The 24,498-nt window shown below is 47.2% G+C and carries 21 protein-coding genes; 20 read left to right on the top strand and 1 reads right to left on the bottom strand.

Going from position 1 to position 24,498, the window contains the following annotated elements; genetic code table 11:
• Positions 1–75 precede the first annotated feature (75 nt).
• The 17 genes from rpsA (at position 76) to KGF70_RS06035 (ending at position 19,254) form a co-directional block, all read left to right on the top strand.
• Positions 76–1,362: a 30S ribosomal protein S1 gene (gene rpsA / locus KGF70_RS06115; protein ID WP_003638847.1), complete on the top strand. Its 1,287-nt coding sequence runs from the start codon at positions 76–78 to the stop codon at positions 1,360–1,362.
• A 137-nt stretch (positions 1,363–1,499) separates the two neighbouring features.
• Positions 1,500–2,810, top strand: a complete 1,311-nt coding sequence (der, locus tag KGF70_RS06110; protein ID WP_050338591.1) for a ribosome biogenesis GTPase Der — start codon at positions 1,500–1,502, stop codon at positions 2,808–2,810.
• Positions 2,811–3,060: 250 nt separating this feature from the next.
• Complete coding sequence (locus KGF70_RS06105) at positions 3,061–3,336, top strand: HU family DNA-binding protein (protein ID WP_003638844.1); 276 nt, start codon at positions 3,061–3,063, stop codon at positions 3,334–3,336.
• A 206-nt stretch (positions 3,337–3,542) separates the two neighbouring features.
• The gene (locus KGF70_RS06100) at positions 3,543–4,811 is read left to right on the top strand and encodes a lipopolysaccharide assembly protein LapB (RefSeq protein WP_216767793.1); all 1,269 of its coding nucleotides are present in this window, start codon (positions 3,543–3,545) and stop codon (positions 4,809–4,811) included.
• Between the two features lie 116 nt (positions 4,812–4,927).
• Positions 4,928–5,725, top strand: a complete 798-nt coding sequence (locus KGF70_RS06095; protein ID WP_105921436.1) for a Cof-type HAD-IIB family hydrolase — start codon at positions 4,928–4,930, stop codon at positions 5,723–5,725.
• 545 nt (positions 5,726–6,270) lie between these two features.
• Positions 6,271–7,056, top strand: a complete 786-nt coding sequence (gene dapB, locus KGF70_RS06090) for a 4-hydroxy-tetrahydrodipicolinate reductase (RefSeq protein ID WP_050338594.1) — start codon at positions 6,271–6,273, stop codon at positions 7,054–7,056.
• The gene (locus tag KGF70_RS06085) at positions 7,053–8,276 is read left to right on the top strand and encodes a CCA tRNA nucleotidyltransferase (protein ID WP_216767792.1); all 1,224 of its coding nucleotides are present in this window, start codon (positions 7,053–7,055) and stop codon (positions 8,274–8,276) included. The genes dapB and KGF70_RS06085 overlap by 4 nt, the downstream gene beginning before the upstream one ends.
• Before the next feature lie 56 nt (positions 8,277–8,332).
• Positions 8,333–8,788, top strand: a complete 456-nt coding sequence (locus KGF70_RS06080; protein WP_003638839.1) for a hypothetical protein — start codon at positions 8,333–8,335, stop codon at positions 8,786–8,788.
• Between the two features lie 819 nt (positions 8,789–9,607).
• Positions 9,608–11,527 (top strand): ABC-F family ATP-binding cassette domain-containing protein, encoded by a 1,920-nt coding sequence (locus KGF70_RS06075; RefSeq protein WP_216767791.1) that lies wholly within the window; start codon positions 9,608–9,610, stop codon positions 11,525–11,527.
• 12 nt (positions 11,528–11,539) lie between these two features.
• A complete protein-coding gene (locus KGF70_RS06070; protein ID WP_088771238.1) occupies positions 11,540–12,490 on the top strand; it encodes a thymidylate synthase in 951 nt (316 codons plus the stop codon).
• 14 nt (positions 12,491–12,504) lie between these two features.
• Positions 12,505–12,996: a dihydrofolate reductase gene (locus tag KGF70_RS06065; RefSeq protein WP_050338598.1), complete on the top strand. Its 492-nt coding sequence runs from the start codon at positions 12,505–12,507 to the stop codon at positions 12,994–12,996.
• Between the two features lie 105 nt (positions 12,997–13,101).
• Positions 13,102–13,953: a DegV family protein gene (locus tag KGF70_RS06060; protein ID WP_021336613.1), complete on the top strand. Its 852-nt coding sequence runs from the start codon at positions 13,102–13,104 to the stop codon at positions 13,951–13,953.
• A gap of 149 nt (positions 13,954–14,102) precedes the next feature.
• Positions 14,103–15,047 carry an SGNH/GDSL hydrolase family protein gene (locus KGF70_RS06055; RefSeq protein WP_105920072.1) on the top strand — a complete coding sequence of 315 codons (945 nt, stop codon included), beginning with the start codon at positions 14,103–14,105 and terminating at the stop codon, positions 15,045–15,047.
• A 13-nt stretch (positions 15,048–15,060) separates the two neighbouring features.
• Complete coding sequence (locus KGF70_RS06050; protein WP_105921434.1) at positions 15,061–15,699, top strand: YpmS family protein; 639 nt, start codon at positions 15,061–15,063, stop codon at positions 15,697–15,699.
• A 17-nt stretch (positions 15,700–15,716) separates the two neighbouring features.
• Positions 15,717–15,938 carry a YozE family protein gene (locus tag KGF70_RS06045; protein ID WP_050338602.1) on the top strand — a complete coding sequence of 74 codons (222 nt, stop codon included), beginning with the start codon at positions 15,717–15,719 and terminating at the stop codon, positions 15,936–15,938.
• Between the two features lie 30 nt (positions 15,939–15,968).
• Positions 15,969–17,447, top strand: a complete 1,479-nt coding sequence (locus tag KGF70_RS06040) for a S41 family peptidase (protein ID WP_101873440.1) — start codon at positions 15,969–15,971, stop codon at positions 17,445–17,447.
• A 331-nt stretch (positions 17,448–17,778) separates the two neighbouring features.
• Positions 17,779–19,254: an MFS transporter gene (locus KGF70_RS06035; protein ID WP_083202662.1), complete on the top strand. Its 1,476-nt coding sequence runs from the start codon at positions 17,779–17,781 to the stop codon at positions 19,252–19,254.
• 177 nt (positions 19,255–19,431) lie between these two features.
• Here the strand turns inward: KGF70_RS06035 and KGF70_RS06030 are convergent, their stop codons facing one another.
• Complete coding sequence (locus KGF70_RS06030) at positions 19,432–20,358, bottom strand: LysR family transcriptional regulator (RefSeq protein WP_050338604.1); 927 nt, start codon at positions 20,356–20,358, stop codon at positions 19,432–19,434.
• Between the two features lie 184 nt (positions 20,359–20,542).
• On the opposite strand from KGF70_RS06030, the gene KGF70_RS06025 reads away from it, so the two are divergent.
• The 3 genes from KGF70_RS06025 (at position 20,543) to KGF70_RS06015 (ending at position 24,443) form a co-directional block, all read left to right on the top strand.
• Positions 20,543–21,691, top strand: coding sequence for a cobalamin-independent methionine synthase II family protein (locus tag KGF70_RS06025; protein WP_216767790.1), 1,149 nt, complete (start codon positions 20,543–20,545; stop codon positions 21,689–21,691).
• A gap of 1,137 nt (positions 21,692–22,828) precedes the next feature.
• On the top strand, positions 22,829–23,683 hold the full coding sequence (ylqF, locus tag KGF70_RS06020; protein ID WP_050338606.1) for a ribosome biogenesis GTPase YlqF: 855 nt from the start codon (positions 22,829–22,831) through the stop codon (positions 23,681–23,683).
• Positions 23,676–24,443, top strand: a complete 768-nt coding sequence (locus tag KGF70_RS06015) for a ribonuclease HII (protein ID WP_216767789.1) — start codon at positions 23,676–23,678, stop codon at positions 24,441–24,443. Before ylqF ends, KGF70_RS06015 begins: the two co-directional genes overlap by 8 nt.
• The last annotated feature ends 55 nt before the right edge of the window (positions 24,444–24,498 follow it).

Below are 24,498 nucleotides of genomic sequence, written 5' to 3'. Positions count from 1 at the left end.
TGCTTTTAGCTAGCTTTTCATTGCATTTTCAGCTATGATATAGGTTAGAGTTATTGTTGACAGGAGGAAATTTGCATGAGTGAAAACGAAAATAGCCAAGAGAAAAATGAACTTTTAGACGCTTTAAACAGCGTCGAAGAAGTAAACGTCGGTGACGTTGTTAAGGGTGAAGTCTTAGCAATCGACGACGACAAACAAGTAATTGTTGGTATCCAAGGTACCGGTGTTGAAGGGGTCGTTCCATTGAAGGAACTCTCAACACAACGGGTTGACGATGTCAACGAAGCCGCTAAAGTCGGTGATGTTTTAGACTTGGTTGTCATTTCTCGGATTGGCAGCGACAAGGAAAACGGTAGTTACTTACTGTCACATCGTCGGTTAGAAGCTCGCAAAGTTTGGGACGACGTTGAAAAAGAATACGAAGCAGGTCATACGATTAAAGCTCCGGTAACACAAGTTGTTAAGGGCGGGTTAGTCGTTGACGCTGGTGTTCGTGGCTTCATCCCTGCCTCAATGATTGATGATCATTACGTTGAAGATTTAAATGCCTACAAAGGCCAAGAACTTGAACTTAAGATTATTGAAATTGAACCTAGCGAAAATCGCTTGATCTTATCACACCGTGCAGTTGTTGAAAAGCAACGTGAAGCACAACGTGAAGAAGCTTTGAAGACTTTACAAGCTGGCGATGTTGTCGAAGGTAAAGTGGCTCGTTTGACGAACTTCGGTGCTTTCGTTGACCTTGGTGGCATTGATGGGTTAGTTCACGTTTCAGAAATTTCATACGAACGGGTTGAAAAGCCTGCTGACGTTTTGAAAGTTGGTCAAGAAGTTAAGGTTAAGATCTTATCTGTTGACGCTGACCGCGAACGGGTTTCACTTTCAATCAAAGCTACTTTACCAGAACCTTGGGATGGCATTGAAGAAAAAGCCCCTCAAGGTGCCGTACTTGACGGTAAAGTTAAGCGTTTGACGAGTTTTGGTGCCTTTGTGGAAGTCTTCCCTGGTGTTGAAGGGTTAGTTCATATTTCACAAATTTCACACCAACACATTGCAACGCCTAATGACGTGCTTAAAGTTGGTCAAGAAATCAAAGTTAAGGTCTTAGACGTTCGTCCAGACGAAAAGCGGTTAGCTTTATCAATTAAAGCTTTGGAAGAAAAGCCACAAACTGCTGACGATGATAACGAAAGCCAACCAGAACGTCGTAACAACAACCGTCGTCGCAACAACAACCGCGACAACCGGACTGCTAGCGAACGTTCAACGGCTAATGCTCCAGAAGAATCAACTGGATTTACTTTAGGTGATTTGATTGGTGACGAATTGAAGAACGCTGAAAACAACAATGATGAAAACTAATCATTGATTGGTTAAAAATACCCTTCAAGCTTGCCTTGAAGGATATTTTTTTAGGAACAGATTAATTGGGACGTTCCAGTTAATTGATGACTCGTACCGTCCTTGACGGCTGCGAGGGCAAAGGAGGAATTAATACCATGGCAAAACCAGTTGTCGCAATTGTTGGTCGCCCTAACGTGGGTAAGTCGACCATTTTTAACCGTATTGCTGGTGATCGAATCTCAATCGTCGAAGATACGCCCGGGGTTACTCGTGACCGTATTTATGCCAATAGTGAATGGCTTGGGCAAGATTTCAGTTTGATCGACACGGGTGGGATCGATATTGACGATGCCCCGTTTATTAAGCAAATCACACAACAAGCGGAAATCGCGATTGACGAAGCTGACGTCATTATTTACTTGGTCAGCATCAAAGAAGGTGTCACGGATGCCGATGAGCACGTGGCCCAGATTTTGTATCGCTCTAACAAACCAGTCGTCTTAGCCGTCAATAAGGTCGATAATCCCGAATTACGGAGTGAAGTCTATGACTTTTACTCACTCGGATTTGGCGACCCGTACCCAATCTCTGGGGCGCACGGTCTTGGCTTAGGTGACTTGTTAGATGCCGTCATCAAGAACTTCCCTGAAAAGAGCGGTGAAGATGAACCTGGCACGATTCGGTTCAGTCTGATTGGCCGCCCCAACGTGGGTAAGTCTTCGATTGTCAACGCGTTGTTGGGTGAAGAACGGGTAATCGTCTCAGATGTTGCCGGGACGACCCGCGATGCCATTGATACGGCGTTTACGGATGAAGACGGCGACCGCTTCGTGATGGTCGATACGGCCGGAATTCGTAAAAAGGGTAAGGTCTACGAAAATACCGAGCGTTATAGCGTCATGCGGGCGCTAAAGGCGATTGATAATAGTGACGTGGCTCTATTCGTCATTAATGGTGAAGAAGGCATCCGTGAACAAGATAAGCGGGTTGCTGGCTACGCCCATGAAGCGGGTAAAGCCATCGTGATCGTGGTCAACAAGTGGGATACGGTCAAAAAAGACAATCACACGATGCAAGAGTTTGAAGCTTATATTCGTGATCAGTTCGTTTATCTGAGTTACGCGCCAATCATCTTCGTGTCAGCCAAGACTAATCAGCGTTTGGCTCAACTGCCAGCACTGATTAAGAAGGTCAATACGAACCATATGCGTCGGATTCAATCATCCGTCTTAAATGATGTCATCATGGATGCGATTGCGATGAATCCAACGCCAAGTGATAACGGTAAGCGGCTCCGGGTCTACTATGCGACTCAAGTGGCGATTCAACCACCAACCTTCGTGGTCTTCGTCAATGACCCTGATATGATGCACTTTTCGTATGAACGTTTCTTGGAAAATCAGATTCGAAATGCGTTTGATTTTACCGGAACGCCAATCCATATGATCGAACGACGGCGTAAGTAGTCAAAAGCGCATAAGGTCGGCATTTTAGCACATTTTGAGATTGATGTAAATAAATATCACTTTTTTGCGATATTTTAGCTGAAAACGCTAAAAAAGCTTGCTATTAAGGCATTCCTATGCTATCTTTGATGAAGAAATGATGCTTGTTATCGTTTCTCTCATTTTTGGACCACTCAAAAATGATCATCTGGATCAACCGTGTTAAAAAGCGCGGTGATCCTTCACTCTGTAACGGGGAGGTGAATCAAACATGGCAAACAAAGCTGAATTAGTTAACAACGTTGCTGCGGCAACTAACTTAACGAAGAAAGACGCAACTGCTGCAGTTGACGCAGTCTTTGCATCAATCCAAGAAACCCTTGCAAAGGGCGAAAAAGTTCAACTGATCGGATTTGGTAACTTCGAAGTACGTGAACGTGCTGCTCGTAAGGGCCGTAACCCACAAACTGGTGACGAAATCCAAATTCCTGCAAGCAAAGTACCTGCATTTAAGCCAGGTAAAGCTTTAAAGGATGCAGTTAAATAATGCAGATCATTAATTGAAATGCAACCGGAAAAGTCAGTATAGCGACCGTTATACTGGCTTTTTTGGTGTCGTCTGCGTTATGATTATATGTCAGGTAAATCGACAGAACGGGTGGTCGAAATTAATGAGACCGACGTTCGCCTAAATAAAATTGAGTGACTAGTGGGCCGTTGGATGCGGCCGCACTAGTACAAAGGACGGGTGTAATGAGTTATTCAGAAAAAATGCTCGCAGCACTATCGAACGGGCAAATCGACACAGCCAAGAAACATTTTGCTTGGGCACTGCGCAAAGACGACGATGACACACTGTACAGTTTGGCTGAAGAATTATACGGACTGGGCTTTTTGAAGCAAGCTGAACGCACTTACAAAAAGCTGCTCGCTAAGTATCCCGATGAAGATGACTTGCGAACTAGTCTTGCAGACATTGCGATTGATGAAGATGATACGGACACGGCGCTGGATTTTTTGCACCAAGTCAAGCCGGATTCACCAGCCTATGTGCAAGCACTACTGGTGGAAGCTGACTTGTATCAAACGCAAGAGTTGTTCGAAGTCAGTGAGCAAAAGTTGAAGGAAGCCTACGAATTGGCACCAGATGAACCCATCGTGGAATTTGCGTTAGCCGAATTTTACTTCTTGATTCGCAACTACCGCCAGGCGATCCGTTTTTACTTGGATTTGATCAAGCAGGGTGAGTTGGAAATCTCCAAAGTCAATCTGGTTGAACGTCTGGGGGTATCCTACGCGGAGTCCGGGCGTTTTGAACAAGCGGTCGGCTACCTTGAACAGATCAAACCGGCCAAGTTAACACCAGACAGTCAGTTTGAACTGGGCTTTACCTACCTGCAGCTGGGCGAACCGCAAAAAGCCATCGATATTTTTAATAAGTTACGGGAATCTGACGACCAGTACGCGTCACTGTATCCTTACTTAGCGCAAGCTCAAGAACAGCTGCATCAGCTTGATAAGGCGTTATTGACGCTACAAGAAGGGTTAGCGGTAGACCAGTACAATGAGCAGTTGTACTTGCAAACGGCCCGCTTAGCCCTGAAATTGGACGATCAGGAGCTGGCTGAAAAGTACCTGCGCGAAGGCTTGAGTATTGACCCTGACAATTTGACGACCGTTTTGGAGCTCTCTAACTTGCTCGTTCAACGCGAACGGTATCAAGACAACGTCGATTTATTGGATCAATATCTCCAAAGCGATGAGTTTGACCCGCAGTTCTACTGGAACTTGGCGATTTCAAATGATCGATTAGACAACTTCCAAGCGGCCAAGGATAACTACGAGGCAGCTTATCCCTTCTTCGAACATAACAAGGACTTCCTCAAACCTGCCATTTACTTCTTCCGTGAAGCTGGGATGGCGGATTCTGCGGTGGCCGCCTTACGCAATTACTTGGTGATCGAACCAGACGATGGTGAAATGGTCGCGATGTTAGAAGATTACGAAGACCAGGGTTACTAGTTGAAAACACTTTCATTTTTGGTAGAATGAACTTAGTTACGAATGCCTTCGTCGGTTGCGTTCAATGAACCGATGACTGATTCGTTTAGATTAAGTTAAGTGAGGAGCCAATTATCGTGAAAGTAGCCATCATTGCCACGGATTTAGACGGGACATTTTTAAGAGACGACCACCAGTTTGACCATCCGCGTTTTCAAGCTCAGTTAGACCAGATGAACGCGCAGGGTCAACACTTTGTTGTGGCCAGCGGAAACCAATTACAGCACTGTATCGACGTTTTTGATGGCATTCACGGCGAGCTGACCTACGTTGCCGAAAATGGGGGCCTGGTGATCGACAATCACGGCAAGGTCCTGGCTGAAAGTCTGATTGACTTGCCACTGTATCAAGAATTGTTGACCTTTGTCGCCACTGAACCGGCGTTAGCGGGAGCTGAGATCTCAGTTTCTGGCAAACAAGCCGCCTATATTCGACCACAGGATGATAGCCCACTGATGCGCTATTATCTGAGTCGGTTGCGGGTCGTGCCATCCTTGATGACGATTGACGACCATATTTATAAGGCGACGTTTAGCTGGCAAGATACGGATGCCAACGCTCACGCTGATCTGATTAATCGCCAGTTTGCGGGCCGACTGCGAGCGACGGTCAGTGGTGGTAACGGGCTAGATGTCATCCCACCACATGTCAATAAAGCGACCGGACTCGCGTATTTGCAGTCACACTGGCACATCAACGCCAGCCAGACGGCCGCTTTCGGCGACAATGGGAACGACCTAGAAATGTTGCACGAAGCCGATTACAGCTTTGCTATGCAGAACGCGATTGCACCGGTCAAGCGAACGGCGACCTATTTGACGCCCCATGACAATAATCATGATGGCGTCTTAGCGGCGATCGATACGTTGATTTAAACAATGCGGCTTTTAGATGCTTGTTTTATTGCGGCTAAACCGTGCGAAATCGTTGCCGACTCAGATAAGTTTTGAATTTTGCGCTTCGAAGGCGTCCGGAAATGCAGCTGGCCCCGATGTCGTTTGGCGCTCGTGCAATTGTCAAGGACTGACTTCGGCTTACAAAACCAACACACTGCAGACTCAGTGCGACGTCCACATGGTTAACAAGGCAATACTAGTCCAATAAATCCTATTTAACAGTGATGATCCGGTCAAATGATGACTAGGTCACCACTGTTTTTTTGATTTCTAGTGAGGCGATTTCAGGGCGCAAGTGGAATACAAGTCGACGTTCTCGCGAGTGATAGACAATTCTACTGCCTAATTGCGTGATAGTCTGCTAAAATATAAGGGTATACGCGGTGGCGGATGCGTGAGTGGTGAAGGTGCCACTTGACTTGATTGGCACGCCAAAATAGCTCAGGTGGCGAGTAACTAGTATTTGCGGCGCTTGAGCAACCAGCCACCGTGTCAGGTAGTTTAATCTTGAGGAGGAATTTATTGTGGTAAAAGTAATTGTTGCCGGCTACAAGGGTCGGATGGGTAGTACTGCTGCACAAATGGTGATCGATAATCCTGATTTTGAATTGGTTGGGGTCTATGACGCCCGCAGTAAGGACCAAAATTTAAATGAAGATGACCGTTTTAAGAGCCAAGACGTCCCAGCTTTTCATGACTTAGACCAAATCAAGACCGATGCAACGGTGTGGATCGACTTTACGATTCCAACTGCGGTCTATGAAAATGCCAAGTTTGCGCTCAATCATGGTATTTCACCAGTGATTGGGACAACCGGGATGACCGACGAACAAGTCGCAGACCTACAAAAATTGGCTAAGGAAAAACAAGTCGGCGGTTTGATTGCACCCAACTTCGGCATCAGTGCCGTCTTATTGATGCAATTTGCCCAACAAGCGGCCAAGTACTTCCCAGATGTTGAAATCATTGAAATGCACCATGATGACAAAATCGATTCCCCAAGTGGAACGGCCATCAGTACGGCCAAGAAGATCGCGGAAGTGCGTCAGCCTAAACAACAAGGCAATCCTGACGCCACTGAAACGTTACCAGGGGCGCGTGGTGCGGAATACGAAGGCATGCGGATTCACGCTGTTCGGTTACCAGGACTCGTTGCGCACGAAGAAGTGATGTTTGGTGGCCCAGGTGAAGGCTTGACGATTCGCCAAGATTCCTTTGACCGGATCTCATTTATGACCGGGGTCAAAGTTGCGGTTGAAAAGGTCAACCAGTACCACGAACTCTTCGTTGGTTTGGAGCACTTACTATGATTTTGACGCAATTACCAGCGGCGTTTCAAGCGGCCAAACCAATCATTGAAACGATCGAAGCGGCTGGTTTTGAAGCGTACTTTGTTGGTGGCTGTGTCCGCGATACGATTCTCGGCAAGCCACTGCATGACGTCGATATTGCGACTAGTGCTTTTCCAGCCGAGGTCAAACAACTGTTTAAGCGCACCGTCGATACCGGTATTGAGCACGGGACCGTCATGATTTTAGACCATGGTAACGGCTATGAGACGACCACGTTTCGAACTGAGTCGGGCTACCAGGATTTTCGGCGTCCGGACCAAGTGACGTTTGTGCGTTCACTAAAAGAAGACCTGAAGCGCCGTGATTTTACGATCAACGCGCTGGCGATGACGGCCAAGGGTGAAGTGATCGACTTATTCGATGGCTTGGCTGACTTAAAACGTGGCGTGCTGCGGGCCGTGGGTGTCGCGGAAGAACGCTTTCATGAAGACGCGTTGCGGATGATGCGGGCGGTCCGCTTTGCTAGCCAGCTGGATTTTGCCATCGAGCCCCAAACGCAACAAGCAATCACCGATAATGCGGCCTTACTCACAAAGATTGCCGTTGAACGGACCCGTGTGGAATGGGAGAAGTTACTAATGGGACAGCATCCCGATGCCGGGTTGAAAAGCTTGCTGACGACCGGATTATACCAGTACATGCCAATGATGGCGGCCCAAAAGCCGATGCTACAACAACTACTAGCGCTACCAGATTGGCACTTATCGACGATTGAGAGCGTCTGGACCTTGTTGAGTTGGCAAATGCAGCTGCGCGATGCCGCTGCGATTCGCCACTTATTAAAGACTTGGAAGACGAGCAATGAGTTGATCAGCCACGTCACAGCCGCTGTCAACGCGCTCAACGCCTTAGAACGATCTGGTCGACTAACGTCCGAGGAAAACTTCTACACTGGCTTAGACGCGCTAACAACGGCCAATCAGGTGGCAACGATATTAGGCTTCGGTCAGGATCAAGCTCAGTTAGCCCAATCGTATGCCAGTCTACCGATTCATGATAAGCATGAATTAGCAGTTAATGGCGGCGATTTGTTGAAAGCGAAGTTGGTGACACCGGGACCGATGATGGGGTCGATTTTGGCTGCTTGTTTGCAGGCCGTCATCACTGGAAAAGTTGAAAATCAGCAAGACGCTTTGCTTGATTTTGCACGGATGGTAGCGGATTCAAAAAACCATTGATATTTTCTATGAATCTGTTACGATTAAAGTGAAACTAATTCAATGAGGTGATTTAAATGGAACGAGCATTAGAAGCATTGAAATTTCATTTTCGGAATGGTGACACTTGGACGGTGCATCATCAAGATATCTCCGACCTGTGGATTGGCCGTGTAACGACGAGTTACGGCCGTATCAAGGGTGGTCACATGACGATCATTCATCCTTGCAAGTCCTTCAAAGCTGAATTCAAGCCAGATGCCGACGCAATCGACCCTGAAACGACCCAATTGTCTTCTGTGACAAGTGGGATGTTCGAACGGGTGACCCATTACCAAGATATTGAAAAAATCGATATTTTATTTGGTGACGAACGGGGTAGTGAACAAATCTACCTCCCATTCAAGCCACGGGATGCAGACGGTATCGACAACATTTATCAAACCAGTTCATTAGCCAGCGACGGCAAGTTACACTTAGTTGTCGATGACGAACGGACCGTCTTTGATGTTTATGGTGACCGGAACAAGTAAGCGCTGGTGCCAAATAAATTAATTGAACGTTGAAGTAGCTGCCTTAGGAGACAATTTCCTAGGGCGGCTATTTTTGTCCTGATCATTTGTTGTGAGGCATGATTAAAAGGCGTTAGTTCTTAAGCTCAAAGGCCACCAGCTCAGACCCACTGGAAACAAGGAGAACTTTGCGTAAACTTGCAGTGCTTGGTTCGTCTTACGCCAGCTTCCAGGCATTTATGACAACGCTGGAACGCGATAGACACAGACTTGAGCCGACAACCCACGTCTTAAATACTGGTATTCTACGTTCTATGCAATATTGCCGAAATGTGTTCGGGTCAGACTGAGACTCCCGGTTAGCTACGCCAGAACGCCAAGCGGAAATTCACCGCTTAACGCTCTAGCTAGGTTAATCCTCAGTCCCAACCGGTCTGAACCTCACAGGCTATGAGCCGCTGAGCATTGTTAGAAACGCCTTCCAGCCGGGATGGTATTTGAAAGGCGAGCACGTGCGGACCCAACGATGAATGAAATGCTCACTATTACTTGATAACCATAACGCTGCCTTTGAACTGTGAGACTAGTTCCTGATAACTTCCTAGCTATCTTACTCGATGGAATATTAACATTACTGCATATTGTCAGCCAGCCCCGGAAGTCGGAATCGGACGCGCATTGGCTGACGAACAGTAAACCAACCAATCGGGCCTTTCAACCATGATTCATGTCACTCAGCTTTCCAAAATATTAATCGGATTTGCGCGTTTGTCAGTTGTGTTTTAGGCCAATTCTAGCTAAGATAGAACTTAATGATGTAAAAAAGGGTGGATCGTGAGAATGCAAACTTTAAGAGCAGAAAATCTGACCCGAACTTATGGTGAGAAGACGTTATTTCATGATATTTCGTTTATTGTGAATGAACATGACCGGATTGGTGTCATTGGCGTTAACGGGTCCGGGAAGACGAATTTATTAGACGTATTAGCGGGCGTGACGGCACCAGAAGCTGGTCAGCTGATCATGCCAAAGAATTATACGATTGGTTATTTAAAACAAAAACCAGAACTGGATGAAAACTTAACGGTGATCGATGCCGTTTTGGCTGGTAGTCAGCAAGTCTTTCGGACGATTCGGCACTACGAGCAAACGCTCGCGGTCTATGCCGACCATCCAGAAGACCCCGCTGCGCAAAAAGCATACGTGGCCGCTGAAGACCAGATGAATCAGGAAGACGCGTGGACGGCGGAAAGTGATGTCAAAACGATTTTGACCCAGTTGCACATTACGGATTTGACGAAGACGATCAAGCAGATGTCCGGGGGTCAGCAGAAGCGGGTCGGCCTGGCACAGGTTTTGATTCAATCGCCAGATTTACTGTTGCTAGACGAACCGACTAACCACCTCGATTTTGATTCGATTGAATGGCTAGAAAGTTACTTGGCGAGCTATAAAGGTGCACTGATTGTCGTGACCCATGACCGGTATTTCTTAGATCAGGTCGCTAATCAGATGTTTGAGCTCTCGTTTGGTGAGCTGCACAAGTACACTGGAAACTACCAAGACTTCGTGCAAGCCAAAGCTGAACGGGTCGCCCGCGACGTGTTGGCCGAACATAAGCAGCAACAGCTGTATAAAAAGGAACTGGCCTGGATGCGTGCCGGTGCGCCTGCCCGGAGTACCAAACAACAGGGGCGTATCAATCGGTTCAACGATTTAAAGGACAATTTGAACACCTTACAAGTGGATGGTGACGTCGATATTTCACTGGGCCAGCAACGGCTTGGTAAAAAGGTAATCGAGTTAAAAGATGCTAGTCTCCAATTTGACCAACAGACGATTCTGGACCACTTTTCCATGTTGATTCAGGCCAATGACCGAATCGGAATCACTGGGATCAATGGTGCCGGCAAGTCCAGCCTGTTAAACGTGATTGCTGGGCGTTTACCACTAGACAGCGGTACGGTGACGATTGGTGAAACGGTCAAAATGGCCTATTACACGCAACAGACCGAACCGATTCCAGGTGATAAACGGATCATCAATTACTTGCAGGACGTCGGTGAGACGGTGCTCAGCAAACAGGGTGAACACGTGTCAGTGACCGAATTGTTAGAGGAATTCCTCTTTCCACGGTCAATGCACGGAACGTTGATCCGCAAGCTCTCTGGTGGTGAACAGCGGCGGTTATATTTGCTGAAATTATTGATGCAACAACCAAACGTGTTACTACTGGATGAACCGACCAATGATCTGGATATTGGGACGTTGACCGTCCTTGAAAATTACCTGGATGACTTTGCCGGTACCGTCATTACCGTTTCACATGACCGGTACTTCCTGGATAAAGTCGGCACGAAGCTCCTGATTTTTGATGGCCAAGGCCACATTGAACGGTACGCGGGGCGTTTCTCAAGTTATTTGAAGGACCAAAAAGCGGCTAGTACGGATGCTTCAAAGTCGCACACGAAGTCCAGTTCAGCCAAATCAACTAGCGCTGCTGATAAGGAACCAGCATCCGCCGCGGCACCTAAGCAAAAAGTAAAATTGACGTATGCTGAACAGTTAGAATATGACAAGATTGAAGAAGTCATTGAAGGACTCGACAGCCATAAGAGTGAGATTGAAGAAGCGATGGCCGCCAATGCTAGTGATTACGGCAAGTTAGCGGACTTACAAAAAGAACTGACCAAAACCGAGCAGACCATTGATGAAAAGATGGAACGTTGGGATTACCTCAGTCAGTACGCAGAAGCCTGAAAGGATGATCGCATGTTAGAAGATAGTTATTTACAACTCGCGCGCACCATTTTAGAACATGGCACGTACAAGGATGACCGTACCGGAACTGGGACTTACAGTATTTTCGGTTATCAGATGCGCTTTGATTTGAGTCAGGGTTTCCCATTACTGACGACTAAAAAGGTGCCATTTGGGTTGATCAAAAGTGAATTGTTATGGTTCTTACACGGTGACACGAACATTCAATATTTGTTAAAACACCACAATCATATCTGGGACGAATGGGCCTTTAAGAATTGGGTCACGAGTGCCGATTATGATGGCCCGGACATGACGAATTTTGAACATCGACGGTTGGATGACCCGGCATTTGCACCGGTTTATCAAGCCCAAATGAAAGCTTTTGATGACCAAATCGTGAATGACGATGCCTTTGCGGCCAAATTTGGTAACTTAGGTGACGTTTACGGTGCACAGTGGCGTCATTGGCAAACACGTCAAGGGTCGACGATCGACCAAATCGCCAATGTCATCGACATGATCAAGACGCATCCTGATTCACGCCGTCTGATCGTTTCGGCGTGGAACCCAGAAGACGTGCCAAGTATGGCGTTACCGCCTTGTCACACGCTGTTCCAGTTTTATGTCGCGGATGGCAAACTCTCTTGTCAGCTCTATCAACGTTCAGGAGACGTCTTCTTAGGGGTGCCGTTTAACATTGCGAGTTATGCGTTGTTGACCCATCTGATTGCGAAGGAGACTGGACTAGAAGTCGGCGAGTTCGTGCATACGTTGGGGGACGCCCATATTTATACCAACCACATCGAACAAATCAAGACGCAGTTGGCACGGCAACCCAAGCCAGCACCACAGTTAGTTCTAAATGGTGCGCATACCAGCATTTTTGATTATCAGATGAGCGATATTAAGTTAGAAGGCTATGACCCCGCACCGGCCATTAAAGCGCCGGTTGCAATTTAGGAGGCTGGATGACGATGATTGCTTTGATCTGGGCGGAGGACCAAAATGGCCTGATTGGCAAGCAGGGCCAGTTACCTTGGCACCTGCCAGCGGACATGCACCGTTTTAAAACATTGACGACAGGACACCACGTGGTGATGGGACGCAAAACTTTTATGGGATTCAAACGCCCGTTGCCACACCGGACAAACTGGGTCCTGTCGCAACAGTCGGACCTCGCATTGCCGGCGGGGGTGCAACAACTGACTGATTTGGCGGCCTTAAAGGACCTGGCCGCCAAAAATCCGGATGAACTGATTTTCGTCATTGGGGGCGCGGTGGTCTTTCAGGCCGTGCTGCCAATTGCGGACTATCTCTATCGGACGCGTATCAACGCGCGTTTTGACGGTGACACTTGGATGCCTGCGATCGACTATTCGCAGTGGCAACTCGTCACTAAGCAGGTTGGAACGGTGGACGACAAAAACCGTTATCCGTATGAATTTGACGATTTTCGCCGCCGTTAATTCAGCGCGAATCGTGAAAGTCAAGCAGATTTCTGCTATACTGAAAGCATTAATTTATTGTAACGATTTTATTAACGTTACAAGTATAAGAAAGCGTGGCAAAGTATGACGAAAATCAAGATTGTGACCGATTCTTCGGCAAATTTGACGGATGCCGAGGTAAAAAAATACGATATTACCGTGATTCCGTTAACTGTCATGATCGATGGCACTATTTACGTGGAAGATGAAACCATCACACGTGAGGAATTTATTAGCAAAATGGCAACGGCCAAGTCCTTGCCTAAGACGAGTCAGCCCGCGCTGGGAACGTTTATTGAAACTTTTGACAAGTTAGGTGCGGATGGCTCAAGCGTGATTTGCATCAACATGCTCGAAGCGATTTCAGGAACGGTTCACACCGCAGAACAGGCCGCATCGATTACCAAGACCGATGTAACGGTGATTGATGCGCGCACCACGGACCGGGCGTTGGCCTTTCAAGTGATTGCCGCAGCCAAGTTAGCCCAGGATGGTGCTGACAAGCAGACGGTGATTGATCAAATCCACACCACTCAGGCCCACACCAAGTTATTTATGGGTGTGATGACGCTCAATAACTTAGTTGCCGGTGGCCGTATCAGTCGTTTGACCGGGGCAATCAGTACGTTACTGAACGTGAAAATTGCGCTCGAAGTTGACGATGGCACTTTAGATGTGAAGATGAAGGGCCGCGGCGTCAAAGCGATTAATAAGTTTTTTGATAAAGTTCTTGAAGATATTATTGCGACACCGAACGTGGTGGAAGTCGCAATCTCACACGTTGGTGCGACGGAACGCGTTGAAGAATATAAGGCGCGCTTGCAAGCCGCTTTACCAAGCTTACGGGTCAGCGTTCAACCAACAGTACCGATCATCGCAACCCATGGTGGTCCGGGCGCTTTTGCGGTGGAATATCATACCCAGGCACCAGCTTAAAGTTAACGAAGGCTTACAGACGACCTGTCTGCGAGTGCTAACGGTAAATGGTGATCGTCCCAGTTTGGGGATGATGACCATTTTATTGTTTTAGGGGTAAGTTGTCAGCCAATCGTTCAAATAACCAGTGTCAGAAAGGTTGGAGGTTCATGTCCAAAATTAAAGAAACCATCAAAGTCGTACTGGTGGTTGCAGTCCTCGCGGTGGCCGTCTTTTTCGGCGTCAACTACTTGATGCATCCGCACGACGAGGCCACTACGACCAAGCCCACGACGACTAAAAAGGCCACGCAAAAAACGACCCCGCACAAGAGCAGTATCAACCTCGTGGCAGTCGGGGATTCATTGACAGAAGGGGTCGGTGATGAATCCGAAGGCGGCTATGTCGGTCAGATCAAGCAGACGTTAGCCAAGAAACAAGATTTGACGGTCAAAACGACCAATGCCGGTAAATCCGGTGACCGCAGTGACCAGATTTTGGCGCGAATCAATAAGTCTAAAGCGTTGCAACAAAAAATTGCTAAGGCCGACGTTTTAACAGTGACGGTCGGAGGTAATGACTTGTTGCAGACGTTGGAAGGATCGATCACGTCGAATAATACGGCTAAGAACAATGCCACGGTCGCCAAGGCGCAGACCTTGTATGCTACGAAGCTGACGAAACTGTTTAATAAATTACAAAGTTTGAATGGATCAGCGTCGATTTTTGTCTTTAGCATCTATAATCCAATTTATGTGAACTTCCCGAATGTGACGTCGATCACCCACTATATCAGTCAGTGGAATGATCAGACGCAGACGACGGTCAGTCAATATAAGCATACTTATTTTATGGATATTAATTGGACGATGTCACATGGTCAGTACAAGACGGCCGCGCAAATTCGCAAGTTGAAGCGAGCAGCCAGTGCCACAACGCTGACGAGTCTCACGAGTGCGAAGGCCATCAATGGCGCGTTGGCGACGGAGAATAAGACCAATGACCTGATTTCGACGAGTGATAATTTCCATCCGAATAAACGGGGTTATCGGGTCTTCACGTCGAAGCTGTACCAGACGATGATGACGCACGATGCCTGGTTACTTAAAAAATAAAGGAGGAATTGAGATGCGGGAAGCACAACACACCAAAACGACGAGTCCGAAGCCGCCCAAGTCGACGGGGCCCGTCAATATTTGGAAATGGGTCGCAATCGTGTTGATTGCCTTAATTATTGGGACCGGCGCTTACGTTGGAACGCAAGTGTTTCGGTCACCAAGTGAAAGTACCAGTTTGACCACCAGCCGTAATGACGCCGCTAGTGTACCAATCACCATGAATCGCAAGCAATTGAACGCCTTAGCGAGCTACTATCTAGCCGACTTACAAAAGGGTCAAGACATGAAGTATCGCTTCGTCGTCCGGTCCACGGGCGCCTACCTGTTAGGGACGACCAAAGTATTAGGTCAGGATGTTTCGTTTGTGATTACCATGAAGCCAAGCGTGATCGATGATGGTAATATTTCACTGAAGGCCACGAACTTATCGGTCGGCACAATGTCGTTGCCAATCAGCTTCGTTATTAATTACATCAATAATAATTACAAAACGCCTAAGTGGGTCAAGTTGAATGCCAAGAATAAGACGATCGACCTGTATTTGAATAAACTGGTCGGTAAACACGATGTTCGTTATAGTGTTGATAAGCTTGATTTGAAGAACGATCAGTTCAAGTTTGAAATGCACATTCCAAAAACTAGTGATTAAGAAGATGAGGTGAATACATGCACAAAACATTTTATACGTTTTTGATGACCCAACGGAACCCTGATAGTACCGATGCGATTGCTGAATTTGCGAACAATGCGTTTCTGGATCAGTCGTTTCCGAAGCAGAGCAAGGATTTTCATGAGGTCTCTCAATATTTAGAATTGAACGCGGGTTACCTGCCTTCAATGACGATATTTGATGATGCGTGGCAAGCCTATCTCGCAAGTGAAGCATAAATTTATTCGTAGGAAAGAGGACGTTCGGTTATGTCAGAGGAACCCAAACAAACCAATCCGCATTTGAAAAAAACACCGCGGCCCAAACGACGCGTCGGCTTATGGACTTACATTATTTCCGTCGTCGTTGCGCTCGGGATCGGGGTTGGCGGAACGTACTGGTTGATTGGTCGGCAAGTTAATGCCCAACTCAGCAGTATGCAACAGACTAGTAAGGCAATGAAAAAGATTGAATCGGTCTACGAGACCATCAATCAAAATTATTATAAACCGGTCAATGCCAACAAGTTGGCGAATGGTGCCATCAACGGGATGGTCAATTCTTTAGGAGATAAATTCTCCGAGTACATGGATAAGAGTGAGACCGAGAGCCTGAACGACACCATCGATAGTTCATTTTCTGGGATTGGGGCTCAGGTTCAAAAGTCCGGCAATTATGTTCAAATTATCTCGCCAATTGCCGGTACCCCTGCCAAGAAGGCCGGTTTAAAGCCTAAGGATATCATCAAGGCGGTCAATGGTAAGTCTGTTTCTGGCAAGACATTGACACAAGCGGTCAATATGATGCGCGGTAAAGTCGGCACGACCGTTAAATTGACGATTGAACGTAGCGGACAGACCTTCACAGTGAGCCTGAAGCGGGCCAAGATTCCGGTGACGACCGTTGACTATAAACTCGTCGGCGGTAGCAAGAAGATCGGCTACATCACCGTCTCGACTTTCTCGACCAATACGGCCAAAGAATTCAAGACTGCATTGAAGGCTCTCGATAAGAAGGGCGCCAAGAAGTTAGTTATCGATATGCGTGGGAACCCCGGTGGTTTGATGACGGCAGCGCTCAAGATGGCCTCTATCTTCCTGAAGAACGGGAAGACTATCATGCAAGTCGAAGCACGGGACGGTTCAACTGAGAAGTACACCGCTTCTAAGAAGTATGACGGTGGCTTTAAGGAGACCAAACCAACGACCGTTTTGATCGACGGTGGGAGTGCCTCGGCTGCAGAAATCTTCTCGGCCGCCTTGCACCAGTCTGCTGGCGTTAAATTAGTTGGTTCACAGTCCTATGGTAAAGGGACGGTCCAAACAGTCACGACCTTTAGCGATAAGACCGAAATGAAGATTACCGTTGCCAAGTGGCTCACGCCGAATGGCACGTGGATCAACAAGAAGGGCTTGACGCCGGATGTCAAAGCGGATGAACCAAGTTATGCTAGTTTGACGGTCATCAGTAAAGTGAGTGACTTGCAAGCAGATAAGGTCAACAGTAACGTCAAGACGTTCCAGAAGTACTTGCAAGCGTTAGGTTACTTCAAGGGAACGGTCAACGGTTACTTCGGTGATTCCACCACGGCAGCTGTCAAACAATATCAGAAGCACGCAAAGTTGAGTGCCACTGGTAAAGTTGACAAGCAGACGTTGACGAAGATTGAAACTGAATTAGCAAATAAAATCAGCGACAACGACCGCGCCTATGATGCGGCCATGAAGTTGATCGAAAAAACGAATTAATTTAGAAACCAAGCTTGGGCTTTTCCGGGCTTGGTTTTTATTTAGCTGTGTGTTTGGACACGCGCGCTTCATTTATTGGTGAGCAATGGACTTCATGATCGGATTTACTGCTAAGCTCAGCGCAGCGGATTGGTTTTAAGATTACTAGTCGCAAATAACTCGAATTCTGTTCGTAAAAAGACCGTTTGGGGCTTGCCAGGGGATGGAGCGGTATACTAGAAAGCGTACGTTAATTTGCAGGCGCGTATTTTCGGATACCGCCTGTTTTTTGCGGGAAATTACAGGTCACCACAGCGGTTACGGTGGTGACGGCATAGAAAGAAGTCTTTTTGTGAATCGACGCGCCATTTATTTTGTTCAAGGGGCCCTCTTACTCTCAAACGTGATGGCCGGAATCGATAGTACTAACGTGAATACGGCGTTACCCGCCATTATCGCGGATTTGCACGGGTTGCGATTGATGGCCTGGATCGTGGCCGTCTTCCTGCTTGGAACGGCTGTCTCCACTTTGATTTGGTCGAAGTTGGGCGAGCGGTTAGGGAATAAACGGGCCTACCAGATGACGACTAGCCTGTTTATCGTTGGCTCGTTGTTACAAGGTCTCGCACCTAATATCTGGTTCTTGATTATTGCCCGTGGTATCGCCGGGCTGGGTAACGGTGGGATGATCTCACTGCCATACATTATGTACGCGGATATTTTTAAGGATCCGCGCGAACGGATGCGGGCACTGGGCTTGGTCTCAGCTTGCTTTAGCATGGCAACGATCATTGGGCCAATGGTCGGCGGGGTGATCGTCGATGTTTGGTCCTGGCACTGGATCTTTTATCTAAACGTGCCGATTGGGATCTTATCGGCCGTGCTGTTGCAGATCTTCTATCAGGAACCCAAACGACAACATAACTTGCAGCCGATGGATCGCGCCGGTGCGTTGTTGATGGCAGTCGGCATCATCAGCCTGCTTGGTGGTATCGAATTGATTGGGATGGTCTCACTCTGGATCGTGGCGATCGTCATCGTGGCGGCGCTGGTCATACTTGGCAGTTTAACAATTGTTGAGCGACGAGCAGTCGATCCGGTCATTCCTGGCCGACTGTTTAAAAACAGCCCCTTAGTGGTCGACTTCGTCTTATTCGTGCTCATTTGGGGTGCGTTCGTGGCCTTTTTGACCTATAGTCCTATGTGGGCGCAGGGCTTATTAGGAACGTCGGCATTAATTGGGGGTGCCACGCAGATTCCGAGCGCCTTTGCCAATTTTGGCGGCAGTGAGTCGGTACCGCGGATGCGGCGGCGTTTGACCCCGCATCAGGTCTTGACGATTAATATTATTATTTTAACGCTGACCTTCGTCCCATTGATGCTTGGTGGTGTCAAATTACCATACTGGGTCTTGCTTTTGGCTGGCTTTTTCGAAGGTTGGGGCAACGGGGCTTGCTTTAATGAGCTACAAGTTAAAGTGCAAGTTGATGCGGATCAGCGCGATATTCCAGTTGCGACCTCTTTTAGCTATTTAATTCGAATGCTGAGCCAGACCTTTACGACGGCCATCTTTGGTTTAATCATGAACCAAGCCTTAGCTAGTGGTGTCGCCCGTTCCGATGGCAAAATCACCATGGCGATGATGAATCAGCTCAGTGATGCGAGTCGCGCCGGACGGTTGCCTGCCAACCTCGTCCCGATGATGCGCCAGATTCTGCATACCGGACTACAGAATATCATGATTCTAGCGTTTGGGCTGATGATTGCCGCCTTAGTCCTGAATCTGTGGGCGCAACGGCGAGAAGCCCGGCGGCAGGCAGAAGCGTGATATACTTGAATAACGCGCAGCGAATTATGTCGTGACTAGTCGTGTGTTTCGATGAAACGATGCTAGATCATAAAAGGACCTTCCAGGTGGGAGGTCCTTTTATAATCCGTGGTGAATTCGCGGTAGCCTGCTGCATTAAGTCCCCATTTGCGTTGCCCCGAGGCTAAAAATTGGCATCTAATCATCAAAAACGTCGAACCCATACCCCCGAATATGCTGCTTCAGCAGTGCCAAGTAGCGTTGGGCCGTCGCACTCAATTCGATTTTTTTATGCCGCAGATAGCCCAGCGTCATGGCATCGTCGACTTTGAGCGGAATGGCGACGATTTTTTCGTCATTGAGTTCGCTACTAATGATTCCAGAACTGATGGTGTAGCCGTTTAAGCCGACCATCAGATTAAAAATCGTGGCGCGGTCACTGATGCGGATGTGCTTTTTGTGCGGCAAGGTGCTGAGAATTTCTTCTGAGAAATAAAATGAGCTGGTGTCGCCCTGCTCATAAGAGAGATAGGGGTAATCTTGAAGGTCGGCCAGCGTCAACGTCTTTTTGCGCGTCAGCGGGTTGTCGCGCCCCACAAAGACGTGCGGGTGTGCTTCAAAGAGTGGGACGAACTGTAGGTCTTTTTCGGCAATCAGGCGGCTCAGGACGGTCCGGTTGAATTGATTGAGGTAAATGACGCCGAGTTCGCTCTTCAGCGTCTGGACGTCATTGAGCACGTTTTCGGTTTCCGTCTCGCGCAGGGTAAACTGGTAGGTATCGCCACCAATTTCTTTGACTAGTTGGACAAAGGCGTGAACGACGAAGGCATAGTGCTGGGCCGACACACTGAAGATTCGCTTGCGAACGGTCCCCTGACCAAAATGTTCGTTGAGCAGGTTGACTTGGTCGAGTACGCTGCGCGAATAGTTGATAAATTCGCGGCCGGCATCCGTTAGCGTGATCCCGGTCTTGCTACGATAAAACAACTGGACTTGATATTCCCGTTCCAGTTCCTTCATCGCTTGCGAGAGTGACGGCTGACTGATAAATAACTGTTTGGCAGCCTCGTTGATCGAGCCAGTGGCCGCAATCTTTTCTAAGTATTTTAATTGTTGGATTCGCATGTCAGGGTAACCTCCTTGAAGATGATGACGAAAATGTGGGCGTAACGCGGTGCTGATTTCAGCGTTTCGCTCGCGTGACGTTATAGGTAATGCCTATTATATCATCTAAGCAATCCGTCTTATCTATTTTCTAATCTGATTGTTATAATAAACTCATCAAATCAAAGACGGAGGCTGTCAATTTATGACAAAAACACATTTTCAATTGGTCGGTTCACTGTTACGGCCAGCCAGCTTACTGAGTTACAAGAATCAAATCGAACATCGGGATGACATTCAATATCCATTTTATGATGCTTTTCCAGGTTACCAAGCGGCTGAAGCGGCGGCCGTCAAAAAAGTAATCGCAACTGAAAAGGCCCATGGGATCGATGTGCTGACTGACGGGGAATATACCAAATCAATGTGGCATCTGGACTTTGTCTGGGGCTTTAGCGGAATTCGCCGTTTTATCGCGGATGAGGGTTACAATTTCCGTGACCATGACGGTAGTGATTTTGAAACGCGTAAGGATATCGGCATTGAGATCACGGCGCCACTCTCTGGCAAACATCATCATTTTATTGATATTTACAAGCAACTGAAGGCACAGGCGGATGATAATGATGTCAAACTAACCATCTGGAGCCCAGCGCACGCCTTCGTGGAATTCGGATACATCGACAAGCTGTATGGTCCAGACCAGGTCTACAAGACCGTGGATGAACTCCACACCGGCTTAGTCAAGGCCTACAAGGAGTTTCTGACAGATTATCAGGCAGCGGGCGGCCAAATCATTCAATTTGACGACTGTCTGTGGGAAGTGTTTGCTAGCGATAATCAACAAAATCCCTTCGGTGCCGGCAATGGTAGCCTCCAGGAACTGGCGGATGTGGCGGTCAATACGAATAATGAATTGGTCGATTTCGGGCATCAGCTGGGGTTAAAGGTCTGGACCCATAATTGTCGTGGTAATTACGAAAGTCGCCATTTTGCGGAAGGTAGTTACAACACGATTGCCAAAAAATTCTTGCATGACCAACATTACGACCGCTTCTTCCTCGAATGGGATGACGACCGTGCCGGTGACATTTCGGTGCTGAAGGTACTAGAAGACCGGCCCAACGTTGAAGTTGTCTTGGGACTACTATCAAGTAAGACCAACACTTTAGATGACGAAGACCGGGCCCTGCGACTCTTGACGCAGGCCAGCCAGATTTTAGATAAAGACCGGCTCTACTTATCGCACCAGTGTGGTTTCGCCTCCTGCGATTCAGGTAACGAATTGACCGAAGCCCAGCAGTGGGCCAAGATCGACCAGGGACAACAGATTGCGGCGAAGTTCTGGGATTAAGTTAGTTCAATAACCATAAAATAAACGCAGTAGATGAATAAAAATGATTGTGCAGTTGAAACATCAATTGATTTTATATTTATCAAGTATAAAAAAGACAATAGCTGTCATGATAAAACATAAGATGAGTTCGAACGTGTCTGTGCTTAGTTGAGCTGTGTCGAGGATGGGCAACAGATTAGTAGTGATCTTAGACTTGGAGTCGATGATGAACCAAACCAATTTGTAGGCAGTAACTATAGTAATCATAATATTTGAAACAGATGTTAACACTTGAATCAAGATATATGAAAATGTACTTTTTACCCATGCTGCAAAAAGTAAGAAGAGTAGATTTAGTAATATGAGTAAAAGACCTAAGGCAAAAGCTCTCATATTTTTGTTTTCTAATGACAGAAGTCCATTATGACCTTGCCACGTTATCGAGAAAGCCAATCCATACACGATTAAAAGAGTGGCATAAAAAATAGATACAAGATATATAAAGGTAGCCGTATTCTCTATTATGAGTTTGGTCTTTGTGTGTGTGGACCAGTATATGCTCACATGATAATGAAGAAGACAAATAAGAATTTGGAGTAGAGGTATTAAAAATGGAATTGCTTGGTTACTTAATAATCGGTACTGCATACATTTTTCTCACTTTCGGCTATTATCTGAAAGTAAATATACACTTCTAATCTGTGAATTTAATGGAAATTCGGTATTGATTTAAACGGTCCTCAATTTGATAGTCTACTGAAAAACTATATTGTCGAATTTAAGTTCGTCATTATCAAAGTAAAATAAACCCTCAAAGTGGAGTTGAATTTCCATTTTGAGGGTTTGTTTTGTGCCTTTGGGAGACGTTGACAAAGCCTTTTATAAATCGGTGACTTCTTCAGTAGCCACCAATTAGTATGATAGGTATAAATGAATAATAGACCAATAAATCTGTCTTTAGTTGAGAGTTGTACATGATAATACGAGCATGTTCTGCATGACAAAGTTTTAAAGATACAGCGAACCTATTTTAAAAATGGTAGAATGAGAATTGCTAATTGTTAAGTATTAACTCTATGAATGTAATCATGACCAATTGAGACACCGTGAAGAAATTCTCATAAATTCAATCAAAAATTGTAAAGGAGCTATCACATGGCAAACATTCAATGGTATCCCGGTCATATGGCTAAGGCGATTCACCAAATTCAAGACAATTTACACTTAGTAGACATCGTCTTTGAATTGGTGGACGCCCGTATTCCAGTGGCCTCACGTAATCCAGAAATCGAAAAAACGATTCAACAAAAACCACACTTATTGATCATGACCAAGAAGGACTTGGCGGATCCGCAAGCGACGGCCGATTGGGTCAAGTATTATGAAGCGCAAGGCCAAGTCGCAATCGCTGTTGATTCGCGTAGTCGCACGATTGGTAAACAAATGACGCAGGCCGCCACCGACATGTTGGCGGATAAACTAGCCAAGATTGCCGCACGGGGTATCACTAATCGCCCGATTCGTGCAGTCTGTGTCGGGATTCCGAACGTGGGTAAGTCGACCTTATTAAACCACATCGTCAACAAGAAGATCGCCAAGGTCGGGGACCGTCCCGGGGTGACGAAGGGTCAACAGTGGCTCAAGGCCTCTAAAAAGCTTGAATTACTCGATACGCCCGGTATTTTGTGGCCAAAATTTGAAGACCAAGTTGTCGGTACGAAACTAGCGGTTACGGGCGCCATCAAAGAAAATATTTATCCTAATGATGACGTCGCCCTGTTTGCCTTAGACTTCTTCAAACAGCACTACGCTGATCGGTTAGTTGACCGATATCATTTGACGACTGACCAATTGGCGCTACCCAATCCAGAGCTCTTGATTGCGATGACCAAGAATGCTGGGATGCGTGATGATTGGGAACGCTTCTGCGTCGCCTTTCTACTGGATATTCGCAAGGGGCGTCTCGGGCGTTTTACGTTGGACTTAACGGGGGATCAGCCGGATGCCTGAACGAACGATTGCGGAATTTAAACGTTTGTTAGCCGACCATCCGGATGAAGACGTGTTAACGGCCGCGCAAGCTGACAGTCGTAAAGGGGTTCAACAGGCTTATCAACGCTATCTTCGCCAAGCTGAAAAACACGCAGCGTTAGTGACCCGGTTTAATCAGCACATGCAACTCGAACGTGACTTTTGGGCACGCGGTGGGCAATACGTCGCTGGCATCGATGAAGTCGGTCGGGGGCCATTAGCAGGACCGGTCGTGACTGCGGCAGTCGTGTTGGATAACCAGTTCGATTTAATCGAAGTCAATGATTCCAAACAATTGACAGCTAAAAAACGGGCGGAATTGATGCCCAAAATCTTAGAAGAAGCCGTGGCGGTGGGGATTGGTGTCGCGGATGCCCCAACGATCGACCGGCTCAATATTTATGAGGCCACCCGGGTCGCGATGGCCCAAGCGGTCAATAACCTGCCTGTCCGCCCAACGCGCTTATTGGTGGATGCGATGCAAGTGCCAGTTCCCATCGAACAGACCCGCTTGATCAAGGGTGATGCTAAGAGTGCCAGCATCTCTGCGGCCAGCATCGTGGCCAAGGTCGTCCGGGACCATTTGATGGTGATGTATGACCAAGTCTATCCCGGCTATGATTTCGCGGATAATATGGGTTATGGGACGGCCAAACACCTCGCTGGGCTAGCGACTTACGGGGCGACGCCGATTCATCGCCAATCTTTTTCGCCCGTTCAAAACGCCAGCCGTCATTAAAGACGTAACTACTCTGTATCAGCAGTCCGCCGTTCATGCAATTAACGGTTCGGAC

This window comes from Lactiplantibacillus sp. 7.2.4 (genome assembly GCF_018991185.1).
Taxonomy (GTDB): Bacteria; Bacillota; Bacilli; order Lactobacillales; family Lactobacillaceae; genus Lactiplantibacillus; species Lactiplantibacillus pentosus.
Note: the sequence above shows the minus strand (reverse complement) of the source record. Positions and strands in the feature narration are given on the sequence as shown.